Origin of the sequence: Flexivirga endophytica, from assembly GCF_014640635.1 — a bacterium.
Taxonomy (GTDB): domain Bacteria; phylum Actinomycetota; class Actinomycetes; order Actinomycetales; family Dermatophilaceae; genus Flexivirga; species Flexivirga endophytica.
In genome coordinates this window covers 121,696-139,182 of sequence record NZ_BMHI01000003.1, presented here as the reverse complement: position 1 = coordinate 139,182, position 17,487 = coordinate 121,696, and the positions used below count along the sequence as shown (strand labels likewise).

Below are 17,487 nucleotides of genomic sequence, written 5' to 3'. Positions count from 1 at the left end.
TATTCGTGACCATGCATGACGCCACAGGTGTGGCATCCATCGGCTGGCTGATGATCGGCCTGCCCGCGCTGGGCGCAGCGCTGCTGCTGCTCGGCGGGAAGAAGCTGGACAAGGCCGGGCCCTATCTCGCGACGCTGCTGTCCTGGGCCTCGTTCGTCATCGGTCTGCTGATCCTGCTGCAGCTGCGTGGCAAGTCGCCCGAGGACCGGGGGATGCACCAGCACCTCTTCGACTGGATCACCACGGGCAAGTTCAACCTGTCCGCCGGTCTCCAGTACGACCAGCTGTCGCTGACCTTCGTCATGCTGATCACCTTCGTGGGGTCGCTGATCACGGTCTACTCCTTGGGTTACATGGAGCACGACCCGGACAAGCGCAGGTTCTTCGCCTACCTCAACCTCTTCGTCGCCAGCATGTTGCTGTTGGTGCTCGCCGACTCGTACACCTTGCTGTTCGTCGGCTGGGAGGGCGTCGGCCTGGCGTCATACCTGCTGATCGGCTTCTGGAACTGGAACCCGGCATACGCGACAGCGGCCAACAAGGCGTTCTTCCTCAACCGCATCGGTGACATGGGCATGCTCATCGCGATGTTCGTGATGTTCTGGGCATTCGGCAAGGTCGACTTCGCCGGCGTCAACGCCGGTGTCGAGCACGCCGGCAAGGGCACGATGCTTGCGATCGGCCTCGCACTGCTGGTGGCCGCCTGCGGTAAGTCCGCGCAGTTCCCGTTGCAGTCCTGGCTGGGTGACGCGATGGCCGGTCCGACGCCGGTGTCCGCGCTGATCCACGCGGCAACGATGGTGACCGCCGGTGTCTACCTGATCGTCCGCAGCCACGTGATCTTCAACGCCTCCGAGGACGCCCGCCTCGCAGTCTGCATCGTCGGTGCGATCACGCTCTTCGCCGGTGCGGTGATCGGTTGTGCGAAGGACGACCTGAAGAAGGCGCTCGCCGCGTCGACCATGTCGCAGATCGGCTACATGGTGCTGGCGGCCGGGCTCGGCCCGGTGGGCTACGCGTTCGCGATCTTCCACCTGCTCACCCACGGCTTCTTCAAGGCCGGGATGTTCCTCGGCGCCGGCTCGGTCATGCACGGTATGAACGACCAGGTCAACATGCGCCGGTTCGGTGGATTGTGGACCGTCATGAGGATCACCTGGGTCACCTTCGGCCTCGGCTTCCTGGCCATCATCGGCTTCCCTGGCCTGTCCGGGTTCTGGTCCAAGGACAAGATCATCGAGGCGGCCTTCGAGGGCTCCGGCTGGAAGCCGTGGGTCTTCGGTCTGACCGCGCTCATCGCGGCCGGCATCACCGCGTTCTACATGTCGCGGATGTTCTTCATGACCTTCATGGGCAAGCGTCGGTGGACCGAGGACGTGCACCCGCACGAGTCGCCGCTGACGATGACTATCCCGATGATGGTGCTGGCCATCGGCTCCGCCTTCCTCGGCCTCATCCTCGGCCCGACCGGCATCATCACCGACTGGCTGGAGCCGGTCGTCGGCAAGCACGAGGGCGGCGAGCACGTCCTCGGCGCCGCCCCGCTGATGGTCGCGACGTTCGTGCTGATGGTCATCGGCGTCGCGATGGCCTGGCGGATGTACTGGCGCGATGCTGTGCCGGTCGCTCCACCGGTCGGCTCCCCGCTCACTCAGGCCGCTCGTCGTGACCTCGGTCAGGACGACTTCAACCAGGCCGCCATCCAGCGCCCAGGTCTGCACCTGACCCGCGCACTCGTCTTCTTCGACAACAAGGTCGTCGACGGCGTGGGCAACGGTTCGGCGGCCGGCATCGGCGGCAGCTCCGCTCGACTGAAGAAGATGCAGAACGGATTCGTGCGTACTTACTCCCTGACGATGCTCCTGGGCGTCGCGGCAATCCTCGGCGCAGTGTGGGTGGTGCGGTGATGTCGGACTTCCCCTGGCTGACCACGCTCGGCGTCATACCTCTGGTGGGTGCGGCGGTCGTCGCACTGCTGCCCAAGGGCGCGACCCGCAACGTGCGCCCGATCGCGCTGGCGTTCTCGTTGCTGACCCTGGTGGTCGGCATCGTCGCCGCGACCCAGTTCAAGACCAGCGGTGACAATCCGCAGTTCCAACTGGCCGAGACCCATTCGTGGATCCCGCAGTTCGGAGTCTCCTACGCCGTCGGCGTGGACGGTATGGCGCTCTCGCTCATCCTGATGAGCCTGGTGCTGGTGCCGATCTCGCTGCTCGCGGCCTGGAACGACATTCCCGAGGGCGGCCGTCGACAGCAGAGCTACTTCGCGTTGCTTCTGGTGCTGGAGACCTTCATGGTCGGGGTGTTCGCCGCGACCGACGTCTTCCTCTTCTACGTCTTCTTCGAGGCGATGCTGATCCCGGTCTACTTCCTGATCGGCATGTTCGGCGGCCCCCGCCGGCAGTACGCCGCGGTGAAGTTCCTGCTGTTCTCGCTGTTCGGCGGACTGATCATGCTGGTCGCGGTCATCGCGCTCTACCAGCAGGGCCCCGGTGGCGACCACGGCTTCCTGGTCAACTCGCTGACCGGACTGCACATGTCCGAGAGCACGGAGCGCCTGCTGTTCGTCGGCTTCTTCATCGCGTTCGCCATCAAGGCGCCGATGTGGCCGGTGCACACCTGGCTGCCGGATGCCGCGTCGGAGGCCAAGCCGGCCGTCGCGGTGCTGCTGGTCGGTGTGCTCGACAAGGTCGGCACCTTCGGGATGATCCGGTTCTGCCTGCAGCTCTTCCCGGACGCCAGCAAGTGGGCCACGCCGGTCGTGATCATCCTGGCGGTCATCTCGATCATCTACGCCGCGATCGCGGCCATCGGCCAGAACGACATGATGCGGCTGATCGCCTACACGTCGGTGAGCCACTTCGGCCTGATCGTGCTGGGGATCTTCGCGGTCACCCAGACCTCGGTGATCGGCTCGCAGCTCTACATGGTCAACCATGGCATCACGACCGCGGCGCTGTTCCTCTTCGCCGGTTTCCTGATCATGCGTGGCAAGAGCAAGAACATCACCGACTACGGCGGCTGGCAGCGCACGACGCCGGTGCTCGCCGGTGTCTCGCTGGTCGCCGGACTGTCCGCGTTGTCGTTGCCGGGTCTGAACTCCTTCATCTCGGAGTTCCTGGTTCTCATCGGCACCTTCGAGCGCTACCCGGTCGCGGCCGGCATCTCGGTCGTAGCCGTGGTGCTCGCGGCGCTCTACATCCTGCTGATGTACAAGAACATCTTCACCGGCCCGAAGCAGCAGCTCGTGGCTGCTCCCGACGGCACGCTGGCGATGGCCGGTGTCAACGGGCAGGGCGGTCGTCCGTCGACCGGGGTCACCAAGACCCTGTTCGACGAGCCGGACACCGATATCGCCGACATACCGGCCGAGGCCAAGGTGCGCGGGTCCGCCATACGTGATCTGGACGTGCGGGAGAAGACCGTCGCGGGTGTGCTGATCGCGATCATGCTGTTCCTCGGGTTCTTCCCGAAGCCGGCACTGGATCTGCTGAAGCCGGCCGTCCGCGACACCCTGCAGCACGTCAATGTCCACGACCCGGCTCCCCATGCCGGTGTCACCACCGAGGGGAGCAGCAAGTGACCTCGCCCGCCACCTTCACCCAGGCACACATCTCGTATGCCGCTGTCGTGCCGATGCTCGTCATCTTCGGCGCGGCCATGGTGGGTGTCCTCGTCGAGGCCTTCGTGCCCCGCGCGATGCGCTACTGGACGCAGCTCGGCGTCACCTTCGCCGGTCTCGTGGCCAGCTTCCTGACGCTGGTGCTGATCTCGCGCAACAACAAGGGCATCACCGCTGCCGACGCGGTCGTGATCGACGGTCCCGCGCTGATGCTGCAGGGCACCATCCTGGTGCTGTCGGTCCTCGCCGTGATGCTGATGGCCGAGCGTTTCGACACCCGGTCGGCGGACGCCTTCACCCAGTCGGGTGCCTCCGTGCCCGGGTCGCCGATGGAGACCAACGCGGTGCGGCTGGGTGCGACGAGCACCGAGGTCTTCCCGCTGGTGCTCTTCTCGGTCGGCGGCATGATGCTCTTCGTCGCCGCGGGTGACCTGCTGGTCATGTTCATCGCGCTCGAGGTGCTGTCGCTGCCGCTCTACATCCTGACCGGACTGGCTCGGCGCCGGCGCCTGCTGTCGCAGGAGGCTTCGCTGAAGTACTTCCTACTCGGCGCGTTCTCGTCGGCGTTCTTCCTCTTCGGCTCGGCACTGGTCTTCGGCGCCACCGGGTCCATCAAGTTCGGTGAGATCGCCGACGCGGTGGGCAAGGTCAACGGCCGGGACGACATCCTCATCCCGGGCATGCTGCTGGTCGCGGTCGGCCTGCTCTTCAAGATCGGCGCCGTGCCGTTCCACACCTGGACACCGGACGTCTACCAGGGGGCACCGAGCCCGGTGAGCGGCTTCATGGCCACCACCGTCAAGGTCGCCGGCTTCGGCGCCATGCTGCGGTTGTTCTACGTCGCGCTGGAGGGTCTGAGCTGGAACTGGCAGCCAGTCATCGCGATCGTCGCCGTCCTCACCATGGTCGTCGGCGCCGTCTTCGCGGTCACCCAGACCGACATGAAGCGGCTGCTGGCCTACAGCTCCATCTCGCACGCCGGCTTCCTGCTGGTGGGCGTCGTGGCACTGAACAAGACCGGCCTGTCCGGCACGATGTTCTACCTGGTCGCCTACAGCTTCACCACGCTGGCGGCGTTCGGCATGGTGCCGCTGGTGCGCTCGGCCGGCTCCGAGGCGACGCACCTGTCGCAGTGGGCGGGCCTGGGCAAGACCAGCCCGATCCTGGCCGCGACGTTCTCTTTCCTGCTGCTCGGCTTCGCCGGGATCCCGCTGACCTCCGGTTTCACCGCGAAGTTCGCGCTGTTCTCCGGTGCGGTCGGTCACGGCGCGACCTGGCTCGTGGTCATCGCGATGCTGATGAGCGCGGTCACCGCGTTCGTCTACATCCGGATCATCGTGCTGATGTACTTCTCCGACCCGACCGGTGACACGCACGTGCTGTTCCCGTCGGCGCTGACCGGCATCTCGGTCACCGTCGGCGCGCTGGCCACGCTGGTGCTAGGTGTCGCCCCGGCGCCGCTGCTCAACCTGGCGCAGCACTCGTCGTTGTTCCTGCGATGAAAGCCACCCCACGAAGTTTCTCCCCCGCTCCGGCACCCCACGGAGTTCTCCGCTCGTGCCTCGCTCCGATACTCCGTGGGGACCCCGCCGTGCTCCTCCGAATACTTCGCGGGGGCCCCGGCCAAGGAGAAGTAGTTCATGGGTAAAGCCGCAAGCTTGATGCCGTCGGCCAGCGATGCGCTGGCCGACCGGCTCACCGGCGGTCTCGCCTCGGTCGAGTCGCGGTTGGTCGAGGTGGTGCAGCACGAGGACGAGTTCATCGCCGGTGCCTCGCAGCACCTGCTGACCGGAGGCAAGCGCTTCCGCCCGCTGCTGACGCTGCTCACCTCCGAGCTCGGCAGCGGTGTCAACGACGCGGTCATCGACGCGGCGGTCGGGGTCGAGCTGACCCACATCGCGTCGCTCTACCACGACGACGTGATGGACGCCGCCGAGCGGCGGCACGGCAAGGCCAGTGTCAACGCCGAATACGACAACATCACCGCGATCATCGTCGGAGACCTGCTCTTCGGCCGCGCGTCGGAGATCGTCGCGGGGTTGGGCAGCGAGGCCGCGCGGATCCAGGCGCAGACCTTCGTCCGCCTGTGCGCCGGACAGATCAGGGACGATCGGCAGGCTCCTGCCGACGCCGATCCGATGGAGCACTATCTCGGTGTGCTGGCGGACAAGACCGGCTCGCTGATCGCCACCGCAGCCCGCTACGGCGCGATGTTCGGCGGTTGCTCGGCGGAGACCGTGGAGCTGCTGCGGCAGTACGGCGAATACGTCGGCATGGTCTTCCAGCTGTCCGACGACGTGCTCGACATCGTCTCCGAGGAGTCCGGCAAGACCCCGGGCACCGACCTTCGGGAGGGCGTCACCACGTTGCCCGTCCTCTACGTCCGCGCCTCCAAGGACCCTGCCGACGCACGTCTGCAGGACCTGGTGTCACGGCCGCTGCTCGATGACGCCGAGCACGCGGAGGCGCTGCAGCTGCTGCGTTCGCACCCGGCCCTGGAGCAGGCTCAGCGCCATACGGCTGCAGTGGCGGAGCAGGCGGTGGCGCTCCTCGAGCCGCTCGGCGACAGCGACGCCCTCGCGGTTTTGCGGGACCTGCCCGGGCAGGTGGCTTCGCGCACGGCCTGATTGGTGTCGCGCTGGTGCGGGTCGACGAGGATAGCCGCCGGATTCATGGACGGGCGTCCAAGTAGGTGGGTAGACTTGCGCGCATGCCACGTCTGTCTGCCGAGGATCGCCGGGTCGAGCTGATCGACGCGACGGTGCGGGTCGCGGTCGCCGAGGGGCTCGATGCCGCGACCGTTCGCCGCATCGCCCAGGAAGCCGGCGTGCCGCTCGGCACCGTGCACTACTGCTTCGGTTCCAAGGCAGCCCTGATCAGTGCCGTCGCGGACAGCATCGAGCAGCCCACCATCGACGTCGCGTTGCTGGAGTCGTTGCCGACCGACCAGGCGCTGGTGACCGCGTTCCGCTCCTACTGGGAGCAGATCGGCAGCGACCGCCGCCGTCAGCTGCTGATCTACGAACTGTTGACGCACCTCTCGCGCGGTGACGACGCGAGCCGGGAGATCGCCCGCCGGCTGATCGATCGTGCGTATGGCGCGGTCCTCGGCGCCATACGTGCCTATGCCCAGGACCTCGGCCGCACGCTGCCCGTCGACCCGACGGTGTTGGCGCGACTGGTGATAGCGGTGACCGACGGAGTCAGCCTCGCCTGGATCGTGAACAACGACGACGACCAGGCGCAGGTGGTCATGGAGACCTTCGCGCGGTTACTCGCCGTGGTCATCGACTCCGGGGCGGAGCAGGCGTGAGGCTTCCGCTGCGACGTGGCAGCCGCGGTGAGCGGACGGCGGTCTGGGACGCGATCACCGAGGCCGGTGCTCCCATCGCTGCTCTCGACCTGACGGCTTGCGAGCACAACATTGCCGAGATGCGGTCACGGGCGAATGGGCTGCCGATCCGCCTGGCATCCAAGTCGATTCGCGTCCGAGGACTGATCGACAAGGTGCTCGCGGAGCCCGGATACCACGGTGTGCTCGCCTACTCGGCGGCCGAAGCGCGATGGCTCGCAGAGCACGGGGTGACCGATGTGCTCGTCGCTTACCCGACGGTCGATGCCGCGACCATCGGCGCAGTCGCGGCCGATGCGACGTTGCGCGAGCGGGTCACCTTCATGGTCGACCTGCCGGAGCACCTGCAGTTGATCGAGCGCGCTGCCGACGGACAGAGCGTGCGGGTCTGCCTCGACGTCGACAGTTCGTTGGACCTCGGGCCCGTGCACCTCGGCGTGCATCGCTCGAGCGTGCACTCACCTGAGCAAGCTGGCGAATTCGCCCGCATTGCAGCAGGATTCAACTCCGCGCAACTTGTCGGGCTGATGTTCTACGATGCCCAGATCGCGGGGATGCAGGACAGCAGTGCCGCCATACGGCTGGTGAAGCGGAAGTCCGCCGACGACCTGCGCGTGCGTCGCCAGGAGGTGCGGGCCGCCGTGGAGCAGCATGCCGAGCTGGAGCTCGTCAACGCCGGCGGCACCGGCAGTCTGCACGCCGACTGGGACTCGTCCGTCACCGAACTCGCAGCCGGGTCAGGGCTTTTCACACCCACGCTCTTCGACGGGTATGACGACACCGACCTGCACCCCGCGGCGTTCTTCGGCACGCCCGTGGTGCGCAAGCCGCGGCGTGACGTGGCGGTGGCGTTCAGTGGCGGGTATGCCGCGTCCGGTGTTGCGGGAGCATCGCGGTCGCCGCGGCCGGTGCACCCCGGGGGCCTGCAGCTGATCCGCACCGAGGGCGCTGGAGAAGTGCAGACACCGTTGCGCGGCAAGGCAGCTCAGTCCCTGGGGCTGGGTGACCTGGTGTGGTTCCGGCACGCCAAGGCGGGGGAGATGTGCGAGCGCTTCAACGAGATCGTGCTGGTGTGTGACGGTGCGATCGTCGACCGGATGCCGACCTATCGCGGAGAAGGACAGAACTTTGGCTGAGTGGAGCAACTGGGCCGGCACGGTCACGAGCCGGCCGGAGGAGACGGTCATGGTGCGGGATGTGCCGCACCTGCAGTTGTTGTGCGAGGAGTCGATGCTCGCTGGGCGTCGCGTGAAGGCGGTCGGTGCGGGGCATTCGTTCACCGGCATCGCGGAGCCGACCGACGTGCTCGTCCGGATGGATCGGTTGTCCGGAGTTCGTTCGGTCGACGAGTCCACCGGTCGGGTGTGGGTGCACGCGGGCACGTCTTTGCACGTGCTCGGCCCGGAGCTGCACCGGCGCGGCCTGGCGATGACCAATCTCGGCGACATCGACCGGCAGACGATAGCCGGCGCTGTGTCGACCGGCACGCACGGGACCGGCGTCGGCTTCACCGGGTTAGCCGGCCAGCTGACCGGTGTCGAGCTGGTGCAGGCCGACGGCTCGTTGCTGCGGGTGACCGAGACCGAGAACGCCGAACTGTTGCCGGCGGTCGCGCTCAGCCTCGGCGCGCTCGGCATCGTCACCGCGCTGGAGATCCAGTGCGTGCCGAAGTTCCTGCTGCGAGCGGTCGAGGCCCCAGCGTCGCTCGACGAAGTGCTCGATGGCATCGACGAACGTGTAGATGGCACAGACCATTTCGAGTTCTACTGGTTCCCGCACACCGACCGGGTGCTCACCAAGACCAACACCCGGCTGACCGATGAGTCCCAGCGTGCGCCGTTGCCGGCCTGGCGTTCCCGGCTCGACGACGATCTGCTGTCCAACAAGCTCTTCGGCGCGCTCAACAAGGCCACGACCCGGACCCCGCGCATCATCCCGGCCATGAACCAGGTCTCCGCGCGTGCCTTGTCGCGCCGGGAGTTCACCGACTGGTCCTACCGGGTCTTCGCCTCCGAGCGGGATGTCGTCTTCCGAGAGACCGAGATCGCCATACCGCGTACGGCTGTGCCGGACCTGCTGCGCGAGCTGCGGTCCTGGTTGTCCCGCAAGGTGGAGGTCGTGACCTTCCCGGTGGAGGTGCGGTTCGCCGCCGCGGACGACCTGTGGTTGTCGACGGCGCACGAACGGGAGTCGGGCTACATCGCCATACATCAGTACGCCGGGCGTGACCACCGCCGCTACTTCGACGCGTTCTGGTCGATGCTCGACGGCCTCGACGCGCGACCCCACTGGGGCAAGATGCACGACCTCGGCGCCACCGAACTCCGTTCTCGCTACCCGAAGTTCGACGACTTCGTCGCACTCCGTGACCGCCTCGACCCGCAGCGGGTGTTCACCAACCCCTACCTCGACAAGGTCCTGGGATAGCCGCTTTCGGCGCCCCACCCTTCTCGCCGAAAGGACACCCGTTCGTCGAGGGGACAGGGGAATCGACCCAAATTGGGCGTCAGGAGGTCCCCAGGGCCTGTCCTGTCGGCAATCCCCTGTCCCTTCGGCAAGTGGGGCGGCGGGCCCGCGGGCCCGCGGGCCGCGGCGCACCTTTTGCCGGCCGATTTGCCCTCGCGCCGCATTCGGCGATTTCGGACCAGCAGCAGGTGCGCCCCACCGCACCTGCTGCTGGTCCTTGGTCTGCGCACCCTCGGTCGGCGGCCGTGGGGACGGCAGATCGTGCGGAACACGTCGCGCACCTTCTGCAGGACACATCGCAAGGTGCCTGGCGGCCGGGCCTGCAGCATCGATGAGGTGCTGTGCGGCAAGTATGTAGCCTTGCGGGTATGTACCCATATTGGTACATTGCTGCGATGGACGCAGTTCTGCAGGCGCTGGCCGATCCGAGCCGACGCACGGTGTTGAAGATCCTGCGTGACCACGAAGCGACGGCCGGCGAGCTGGCCGACGCGTTGCCGATCGCGCGTCCCGGAGTCTCTCGGCACCTTCGGGTGTTGAGGGAAGCCGGGCTGGTCGATGTGCGCCAGGAGGCGCAACGACGGATCTACGCGCTACGTCCGGAAGCGCTCGTGCCGGTCGACGACTGGCTGGCGGACTACCGCGCCCTGTGGGAGAACCGCCTCGACGCGCTGCACACCGAGATCGCTCGAGGAAAGAAGGCGCGGAAGTGACCACTGCAAATGCGAAAACCCTTGCCACCACACGGAAGCTGGACGAAACGCACGGCGCGATCCGGGTTGAGGACGTCTACGACACCGACATCGACGACCTGTGGGAGGCATGCACAAAGCCGGAGCGGCTCGCCCGCTGGATCGCGCAGGTGTCCGGTGACCTCCGGGTCGGCGGCATCGTCGAAATGACCTACACGAGCACCGCCAGTGGACCGTCGCGGATCGAGGTGTGCGAGGCGCCGCACCACCTGTTGCTGCGCCACGAGCCGGACGCCGACGACGGCGGCGAGACCGAGGCATGGCTCACCGCCGAAGGACTGAAGACCCGGTTGGTGGTCGAGCAGCGCGGTCTTCCGGCCGACGGAATGCACTTCTACTGCTCCGGTTGGCAGGCCCACCTGGAGGACCTGGCCACCACGCTCGCGACCGGGGAACCGGTGCATCCCGGTGGCTGGTCGGCGCAGCGCCCTGCTGCGGCGTTCGACGCGCGCTTCCAGGAGCTCATCCCGATCTACGAGAAGGCGAGCGTCTGACACACGCCCGGGCCGAGGTCGTCGACGGCTGCACGTCGACGCCGTGGGACGTGCGGGTGTCTCCCCAGTGTCGATCTACGAGCGCATTGCCGGGTGTTGGGCGTGCGGGGCGTGACACTGGGGAGACCTATGACCGTGCTGCCGGGTGTTGGGCGTGCGGGGCGTGACACTGGGGAGACTTATGACCGTGTTGCCGGGTGTTGGGCGTGCGGGGCGTGACACTGGGGAGACTTATGACCGTGTTGCCGGGTGTTGGGCGTGCGGGGCGTGACACTGGGGAGGCCTATGACCGCGGGAATCGACGAGGGTCGACGGCGAGCAGCACCGAGGCAGGTCAGATCGCGCAGTTCTCGGCCGCACGCGCGAGCCGCCGCGCCCGGGTGCCAGCGGTGAGGGAGTCGATTGTCAGCAGGATCAGGGCGACCCAGACGATGGCGAAGCCGATCCAGCGCGCGATCGGCATGTGCTCGCCGAGCAACAGCACGCCGCACAGCAGCTGCAGGATCGGCGTGATGAACTGCAGCATCCCGATCGTCACCAGCGGCACCCGGCTGGCCGCCGCCGCGAAGAGCAACAGCGGCACGGCGGTGACGATGCCCGCACAGAGCAACAGCACGGAGTGGCCGGTGCCGTGCCCGTTGAAGGTCGCGTTGCCCGTCATACCGACCACGATCAGCACGCCGATCGCGATCGGCGTGAGCACGGCGCTCTCGGCGGTGAGGCTCTCGATGGCGGTCAGGGAGCCGCCGATGCGCTTCTTCATGAAGCCGTAGCTGGCGAAGGAGAGCGCCAGCACGACCGAGATCCACGGGGGCCGGCCGTAGTCGATGGCGAGGTAGACGCAGGCAAGCGCACCGACGCCGACAGCGACCCACTGCATCAGCCGCAGACGCTCACGGAGCACGACCACGCCGAGGCCGACCGTGACCAGCGGATTGAGGAAGTAGCCGAGCGCGGCCTCCACCGTGTGACCGGTGATGACCGCCTGGATGTAGACCGTCCAGTTGACCGCGATGAACAGGCCCGCGAGTGAGGTCGCCACGAGCTGGCGCGGGCTCGCCGCCAGGCGACGCAGGAAGGACAGGTTGCGGGTGACCGCGAGCGCGACCAGGCAGACGACGAGCGTCCACACGATGCGGTGCGACAGCACCTCCCAGGCGCCGGCCGGCTTGAGCGCGTTGAAGTAGAGCGGAAACGCGCCCCAGATCAGATAGGCCAGGAAGCCGTATGTCGCGCCGTTGCCGTCCTTCGTCGAAGCCCCGTGGGGCACGGTCTTCGACGAGGTGGTCTGCACAGCGGTCATTGTTCCACTGTCACGCACGGCCACGATGTAGCACCAGCGAAATCTCCTTCACTACTGTGAAGTGCGACTGCAGCATGCCCGACGGCGGGACGGGCGGTCCTGCACGGCATACCGTTGAGCCATGATCCGACGCCTCCTGCTGGTGTTGCTCGCTGTCTGCGCGGCCGTGCTGCTGCCGTGGACGACCTACCTCGGACGTACTCTGCCGGCCAGCCATCAGGCCGACGGGTGGCGGGTGGCGTGGGTGGGGTTCGACATCGCTCTGATGCTGCTGCTCGCTTGCGCACTGTGGCTCGGCCGACGCCGGCACCGGATGGCGACCTCGGTGATGACCGCGACCGCCGCGTTGCTCGGCTGTGACGCCTGGTTCGACATCGTGCTCGACTGGGGCGCGCCGGACGACTGGGCGAGTATCGCGATGGCTTGTGTCGTCGAAATCCCTTTGGCGGTGGTGCTTCTCGTCTCCGGCCGGCAACTGCTCTCCGGTGGTATGGCGCGCCATACGCTCACTGCGGAGGACGTGCGACTGCAGCGCCGGCCGAGCACGGCGCAGATCCTGGAGGCGTTGGAGGACGGACCGGCCACGGTGGAGGCGATCATCGAGCTGACCGGTCTGCAGCCGTCGGTCGTCGAGGAGACGTTGCGCGGGTTGCGGCGCTCGCGACATGTCCGTCGCAGTCGCGGCGGCCGCTGGGTTGCCGTGCCGATCTCGTTGCAGCGCCCGGCAGCCGAGTCGCTGAGTCCCGAGGACCGGCAAACGGTCGAGGCGTTCTACGACGGCAAGATCCTGCAGGAGACCGAGCTGTTCGAGTGGGCGGCTGCGCAGCACTCGGAGTTCGCCGATTGGGTCAAGGGGAGCCGCTCGCGCATGTTGCTCACCGAGCGCGAGCTCATCCGCTTCGACCGTGAGTACCTCGATCTGGTCATGCGTTATGCGCAACTGCACGCGGCGCCGACCGGGCAGACCCGCGAGCTGGCCGTCCGCTGGTATGCGTTCCCGACCCGTGAGGACCACGAACGCGTCCTCGCCGCCGGCGCGGACCGCTGACGGTGTCAGCCGGCGACGGTCCAGGTGTCCTTGCCGTGCAGCATCTGCAGCAGCTCGTCATCGCTCGCCGGACCGTTCGGCGACGCGGCCGCGACCTGCGCGCGCACGCCGTCGTCATACGTCGGGCGCTGGACGTTGCGGAAGATGCCCATCGGCACGCTCGTCATGGCAGCACCGTCCAGGCGTGAGAGTGCGAACGCCGTCGACGGATCGTCGGCCGAGGTGTCGTGTCGCAGCACCCGTGCGGGATCGGCGGTCGCTTCCGGCGCCAGCTCGAGGTTGCCGTCCGCATTGCGTATGACGACCCGCGCCTGCTCACCCTCTCCGGAACGCACCGGCTCGCCGTCGCCCAGTCGCAGGATGCGGCCCTCTCCTTCGTCGGCGTCCTTGAGGACGTCGAACGCGCCGTCGTTGAAGATCGGGCAGTTCTGGTAGATCTCCACCAGTGCGGTCCCGCGGTGCTGAGCGGCCGCGCGCAGCACGTCGGTGAGGTGCTTGCGGTCCGAATCCATCGTGCGCGCAACGAAAGTCGCCTCCGCGCCGAGCGCGAGCGAGACCGGGTTGAACGGCTGGTCGACCGAGCCGAGCGGGGTCGACTTGGTGATCGCGCCGATGTCCGAGGTGGGGGAGTACTGCCCCTTGGTCAGGCCATAGATCTTGTTGTTGAAGAGCAGGATCTTGAGGTTGACGTTGCGGCGCAGCGCGTGGATCAGGTGGTTGCCGCCGATCGACAGCGCGTCGCCGTCGCCGGTGACGACCCACACCGACAGGTCCGGCCGGCTGGTGGCCAGCCCGGTCGCGATCGCCGGCGCGCGCCCGTGGATCGAGTGCATGCCGTAGGTGTCGAGGTAGTAGGGGAAGCGGCTCGAGCAGCCGATCCCGGAGATGAAAACGATGTTCTCCCTGCGCAGTCCGAGCTCCGGCAGGAAGCTCTGCACCGCGTTGAGGATGATGTAGTCGCCGCAACCGGGGCACCAGCGCACCTCCTGATCGGAAGTGAAGTCGCGCTTGGTCTGCTTCTCGCCGTCGGCCAGCAGCGGAACGCCCGCGACGCCGCTGGCGCCGGGCATACCGAGATCGATCGAGGAGGTCATGAGGGGCTCCCTTCCAGGACGTCCAGGTGTTCGCCGATCACCGCTGCGATCTCCGCTCCGGTGAAGGGCAACCCACGCACCGCCGTGTGGCTCTGTATGTCGACGAGGTATTTGCCGCGCAGCAGCAGGGCGAGCTGGCCGAGGTTCATCTCCGGCAGGACGACCCGCTCGTAGCGGCGCAGCACATCGCCGAGGTTGGCCGGCAGTGGTGCGAGGTTGCGCAGGTGCGCGCGCGCGACCTTCGCGCCGGTCGCACGGGCCAGGCGCGCGCCCGCCGCGATCGGTCCGTATGTCGAACCCCAGCCGAGGACAAGGAGTTTCGCGTCATCACTCGGGTCGTCGACCTCGATGTCGGGGACCGTGATGCCGTCGATCTTGGCCTGGCGGGTGCGGACCATGTGGTCGTGGTTGGCCGGGTCGTAGCTGATGTCGCCGGTGCCGTCGGCCTTCTCGATGCCACCGACCCGGTGCTCCAGACCCGGTGTGCCGGGGACGGCCCACGGGCGTGCGAGGGTTTGCTCGTCGCGGACGTAGGGGTGGAAGGTCGGATTGCCCTTGGCGTCGGTGGCGTTCGGCTCGGTCGCGAACTCGACACTCACCGAGGGGAGGTGGTCGATGTCGGTCGGCAATCGCCAGGGTTGCGAGCCGTTGGCCAGGTAGCCGTCACTGAGCAGGATGACCGGTGTGCGGTAGGTGGTCGCGATCTGCACCGCCTCGACCGCCGCGTCGAAACAGTCGGAGGGAGAGTTGGCTGCGATCACCGCGACCGGGGACTCACCGTTGCGGCCGAACATCGCCTGCAGCAGGTCGGCCTGCTCGGTCTTGGTCGGCAGACCCGTCGACGGCCCACCGCGCTGCACGTCGATGATGACCAGCGGAAGCTCCAACGAGACTCCGAGACCGATGGTTTCGGACTTCAACGCGAGACCCGGGCCGCTGGTGGTGGTGACCCCGATAGATCCGCCGAACGACGCACCGAGCGCGGTGCCGATCGCCGCGATCTCGTCCTCGGCCTGGATCGTCGTGACCCCGAAGTGCTTGAGACGGGACAGGTTGTGCAGCAGGTCGGAGGCCGGCGTGATCGGATAGCTGCCGAGCACGAGCGGTAGTTTCGCGCGGTGTGCCGCGGTCGTGAGCCCGTAGGCCAGGGCGACGTTGCCGGTGATGTTGCGGTAGGTCCCGGCCTCCATCGGCGCCGGAGCCACCGCGTATTGCACCGAGAACGCCTCGGTGGTCTCGCCATACGCATGACCCGCGCGCAGCGCGGCCAGGTTGGCCTCCAGGATGTCCGGCTGGTCGGCGAACTTGGTGGCCAGGAACGCACGGGTGCCGTCGAGGGTGCGGGTGTACATCCAGGACAACAGGCCGAGCGCGAACATGTTCTTCGCGCGCTCCTTGTCCTTGCGGCCCAGGTCGAAGTCGGCGAGCGCTTCGACGGTGATCGACGTCAGCGGCACCGGGTGGACCTGCCAGGCATCGAGCGAGTCGTCGTCCAACGGGTTGTCCGTGTAGCCGACCTTGGACAGGTTGCGCTTGGTGAATTCGTCGGTGTTGACGATGATCGTCGACCCACGCGGCAGGTCGCCGAGGTTGGCCTTCAGGGCTGCCGGGTTCATCGCGACGAGCACGTCCGGCGCATCGCCGGGAGTCAGGACGCTGTGGTCGGCGAAGTGCACCTGGAAGCTGGAGACGCCGGGGAGCGTCCCCTGAGGTGCGCGGATCTCCGCCGGGAAGTTGGGCAGCGTCGACAGGTCGTTGCCGAGCACGGCGGAGTCGCTGGTGAAGCGATCGCCGGTCAGCTGCATGCCGTCCCCGGAGTCTCCGGCGAACCGCACGACGACGCTGTTGATCTGTTTCAGGTTGCTCACTGGTTCTCCCGCTATTGGATCTACGACCAAATCTACGCGGCCCGCCTCCACCGATTACAGCCGGGTGGATATGCATAACTCAAACTTATAGTTCGAGTCGGCTGGAGGTTTTGGTCGGCGTCGGGAAGTAGTGCAGCTCGACTCAGGTCGCGCCGAGCTTGTCGGGGTTGCCGGGCACGAGCAACTCGTCGATCAGCCCGTCCCGCACCCTGAGACTGATGAACCGGGTGAGGCCGTCGGGGTGGATCTCCAGGGTCGGTAGGCCGTTGATGTCGGCGACGCGAATCACGTCGTGCTCGCGGGTGATCCCGACCAGGAAACGGGCGATCTTGACTCGCCCGTGGATCGGCTTGAGAGCGGAGCTGACCTTGCCGCCACCGTCGGCCCACAACACGGCCTCATGGGCGAGCAATGTCTCCAACTCGCGCAGGGCGCCGTCCCGCGCCGCGTGCAGCAGCGCGTCGAGCAGCCGGCCGTGCGTCGAGGGGTCGGCGTCGAAGCGCGCATCGGCGCCGAGTCGAGCGGTCGCCCGGCGATACAGCTGCCGGCACGCGCTCTCGGTGTGGTCGATGACGACGCCGATGTCGCGGAACGAGTAGGCGAAACCGGTACGCAACACGTAGGTCGCCCGCTCCGGCGGGGTGAGTCGTTCCAACAGCTGAATTGCCGCCAGCGACAACAGATCCCGGTCGATCGCCGCGTCCTCCGGCAACAGGTCGGAAGCGACGGGCTCGGCGATCCACGGGCCGATGTAGTCCTCCTGGCGGCGCTTTCGCTGCCGCAGCCGGTCGATCGCCAGCCGGGTCACCGTCGTCGTCAGGAACGAGTCGGGTGTGCGTATGTCGTCGGCTGTCGCCATACGCAGCCACGCCTCCTGGACGACGTCTTCGGCGTCCTGCCAGGAGCCCAGCATCCGATAGGCGTGCGCGAGCATCCGGCCGCGTGCAGCAGCCCAGACCGCTGCGCGCGCGGAGGCCTGGGCTGCGTGGTCGGCGGGTGCTCTCACCGCTTCGGCGGCTGCATCCTGGTCGGTATGGCGACGCGGTTCCACACATTGATTGTCGCAATCGCGACCAACAGGTTGGCGAGCTCTTCCTCGCTGAACTCGTCCGCGGCGTTGTCCCACACCTCGTCGGTGACGCCCTCCTCGCCGAGTCGGGTGACCTGGTCGACCAGGGCGAGGGCGGCGCGTTCCTTGTCGGTGTAGCAACCGACCTCACGCCAGGCCATCAACTCGAAGAGTCGCTGCGGCTTCTCGCCGGCCTTCATCGCGTCATGGCTGTGCATGTCGATGCAGAATCCGCAGCCGTTGATCATCGAGGCGCGCAACTTGACCAGCTCGTAGAGGGTGGGGTCGACGTTCGCCGAGGCGTACTGCTCGAGCGCGATCACCTTCTCGTAGGCCTCGGGTACAACGTTCGCGATCTTCATCCGTGGTTCCATCGTTGCTCCTTCCGAGCGTTCTGCTCTGTCTTCAGGTATGACGAA

15 protein-coding genes are annotated in these 17,487 nt (G+C 67.3%); 10 read left to right on the top strand and 5 right to left on the bottom strand.

Translation table 11 applies throughout. The features are described from left to right. Positions 1-11: 11 nt before the first annotated feature. The 9 genes from nuoL (at position 12) to IEX71_RS09210 (ending at position 10,686) form a co-directional block, all read left to right on the top strand. Entirely contained in the window at positions 12-1,907 is a 1,896-nt protein-coding gene (nuoL, locus tag IEX71_RS09250; protein WP_188837244.1) for an NADH-quinone oxidoreductase subunit L, read from the top strand. Further along, complete coding sequence (locus IEX71_RS09245) at positions 1,907-3,583, top strand: NADH-quinone oxidoreductase subunit M (RefSeq protein ID WP_188836737.1); 1,677 nt, start codon at positions 1,907-1,909, stop codon at positions 3,581-3,583. The genes nuoL and IEX71_RS09245 overlap by 1 nt, the downstream gene beginning before the upstream one ends. After that, positions 3,580-5,124, top strand: coding sequence for an NADH-quinone oxidoreductase subunit NuoN (nuoN, locus tag IEX71_RS09240; RefSeq protein WP_188836736.1), 1,545 nt, complete (start codon positions 3,580-3,582; stop codon positions 5,122-5,124). The genes IEX71_RS09245 and nuoN overlap by 4 nt, the downstream gene beginning before the upstream one ends. A gap of 138 nt (positions 5,125-5,262) precedes the next feature. Further along, complete coding sequence (locus IEX71_RS09235) at positions 5,263-6,249, top strand: polyprenyl synthetase family protein (protein ID WP_188836735.1); 987 nt, start codon at positions 5,263-5,265, stop codon at positions 6,247-6,249. Positions 6,250-6,332: 83 nt separating this feature from the next. Then, complete coding sequence (locus IEX71_RS09230; protein WP_188836734.1) at positions 6,333-6,935, top strand: TetR/AcrR family transcriptional regulator; 603 nt, start codon at positions 6,333-6,335, stop codon at positions 6,933-6,935. Next, complete coding sequence (locus IEX71_RS09225; protein ID WP_229749611.1) at positions 6,932-8,110, top strand: alanine racemase; 1,179 nt, start codon at positions 6,932-6,934, stop codon at positions 8,108-8,110. Before IEX71_RS09230 ends, IEX71_RS09225 begins: the two co-directional genes overlap by 4 nt. Beyond that, positions 8,103-9,401 carry a D-arabinono-1,4-lactone oxidase gene (locus IEX71_RS09220; protein ID WP_188836733.1) on the top strand — a complete coding sequence of 433 codons (1,299 nt, stop codon included), beginning with the start codon at positions 8,103-8,105 and terminating at the stop codon, positions 9,399-9,401. The genes IEX71_RS09225 and IEX71_RS09220 overlap by 8 nt, the downstream gene beginning before the upstream one ends. 434 nt (positions 9,402-9,835) lie before the next feature. Further along, on the top strand, positions 9,836-10,153 hold the full coding sequence (locus IEX71_RS09215) for an ArsR/SmtB family transcription factor (RefSeq protein WP_188836732.1): 318 nt from the start codon (positions 9,836-9,838) through the stop codon (positions 10,151-10,153). Next, on the top strand, positions 10,150-10,686 hold the full coding sequence (locus IEX71_RS09210) for an SRPBCC family protein (protein WP_188836731.1): 537 nt from the start codon (positions 10,150-10,152) through the stop codon (positions 10,684-10,686). Before IEX71_RS09215 ends, IEX71_RS09210 begins: the two co-directional genes overlap by 4 nt. A gap of 334 nt (positions 10,687-11,020) precedes the next feature. Here the strand turns inward: IEX71_RS09210 and rarD are convergent, their stop codons facing one another. Continuing rightward, on the bottom strand, positions 11,021-11,989 hold the full coding sequence (rarD, locus tag IEX71_RS09205; RefSeq protein WP_188836730.1) for an EamA family transporter RarD: 969 nt from the start codon (positions 11,987-11,989) through the stop codon (positions 11,021-11,023). Between the two features lie 121 nt (positions 11,990-12,110). Between rarD and IEX71_RS09200 the strand changes: the two genes are divergently transcribed. Beyond that, positions 12,111-13,037 carry a hypothetical protein gene (locus IEX71_RS09200; RefSeq protein ID WP_188836729.1) on the top strand — a complete coding sequence of 309 codons (927 nt, stop codon included), beginning with the start codon at positions 12,111-12,113 and terminating at the stop codon, positions 13,035-13,037. Between the two features lie 5 nt (positions 13,038-13,042). Here IEX71_RS09200 and IEX71_RS09195 read toward each other — a convergent pair whose 3' ends face one another. The 4 genes from IEX71_RS09195 to IEX71_RS09180 form a co-directional block, all read right to left on the bottom strand. Then, entirely contained in the window at positions 13,043-14,131 is a 1,089-nt protein-coding gene (locus IEX71_RS09195; protein ID WP_188836728.1) for a 2-oxoacid:ferredoxin oxidoreductase subunit beta, read from the bottom strand. Further along, on the bottom strand, positions 14,128-15,999 hold the full coding sequence (locus IEX71_RS09190; protein WP_229749610.1) for a 2-oxoacid:acceptor oxidoreductase subunit alpha: 1,872 nt from the start codon (positions 15,997-15,999) through the stop codon (positions 14,128-14,130). The genes IEX71_RS09195 and IEX71_RS09190 overlap by 4 nt, the downstream gene beginning before the upstream one ends. Before the next feature lie 142 nt (positions 16,000-16,141). Continuing rightward, a complete protein-coding gene (locus IEX71_RS09185; RefSeq protein WP_188836727.1) occupies positions 16,142-17,050 on the bottom strand; it encodes a sigma-70 family RNA polymerase sigma factor in 909 nt (302 codons plus the stop codon). Continuing rightward, complete coding sequence (locus tag IEX71_RS09180; RefSeq protein WP_229749609.1) at positions 17,002-17,442, bottom strand: carboxymuconolactone decarboxylase family protein; 441 nt, start codon at positions 17,440-17,442, stop codon at positions 17,002-17,004. The genes IEX71_RS09185 and IEX71_RS09180 overlap by 49 nt, the downstream gene beginning before the upstream one ends. Between the last annotated feature and the right edge of the window lie 45 nt (positions 17,443-17,487).

Bases quoted from the DNA above. Each gene is read 5' to 3' on its own strand.
- nuoL (WP_188837244.1), top strand. From the start codon at position 12: ATGCATGACGCCACAGGTGTGGCATCCATCGGCTGGCTGATGATCGGC.
- IEX71_RS09245 (WP_188836737.1), top strand. From the start codon at position 1,907: ATGTCGGACTTCCCCTGGCTGACCACGCTCGGCGTCATACCTCTGGTG.
- IEX71_RS09235 (WP_188836735.1), top strand. From the start codon at position 5,263: ATGGGTAAAGCCGCAAGCTTGATGCCGTCGGCCAGCGATGCGCTGGCC.
- IEX71_RS09230 (WP_188836734.1), top strand. From the start codon at position 6,333: ATGCCACGTCTGTCTGCCGAGGATCGCCGGGTCGAGCTGATCGACGCG.
- IEX71_RS09215 (WP_188836732.1), top strand. From the start codon at position 9,836: ATGGACGCAGTTCTGCAGGCGCTGGCCGATCCGAGCCGACGCACGGTG.
- rarD (WP_188836730.1), bottom strand. From the start codon at position 11,989: ATGACCGCTGTGCAGACCACCTCGTCGAAGACCGTGCCCCACGGGGCT.
- IEX71_RS09200 (WP_188836729.1), top strand. From the start codon at position 12,111: ATGATCCGACGCCTCCTGCTGGTGTTGCTCGCTGTCTGCGCGGCCGTG.
- IEX71_RS09195 (WP_188836728.1), bottom strand. From the start codon at position 14,131: ATGACCTCCTCGATCGATCTCGGTATGCCCGGCGCCAGCGGCGTCGCG.
- IEX71_RS09180 (WP_229749609.1), bottom strand. From the start codon at position 17,442: ATGGAACCACGGATGAAGATCGCGAACGTTGTACCCGAGGCCTACGAG.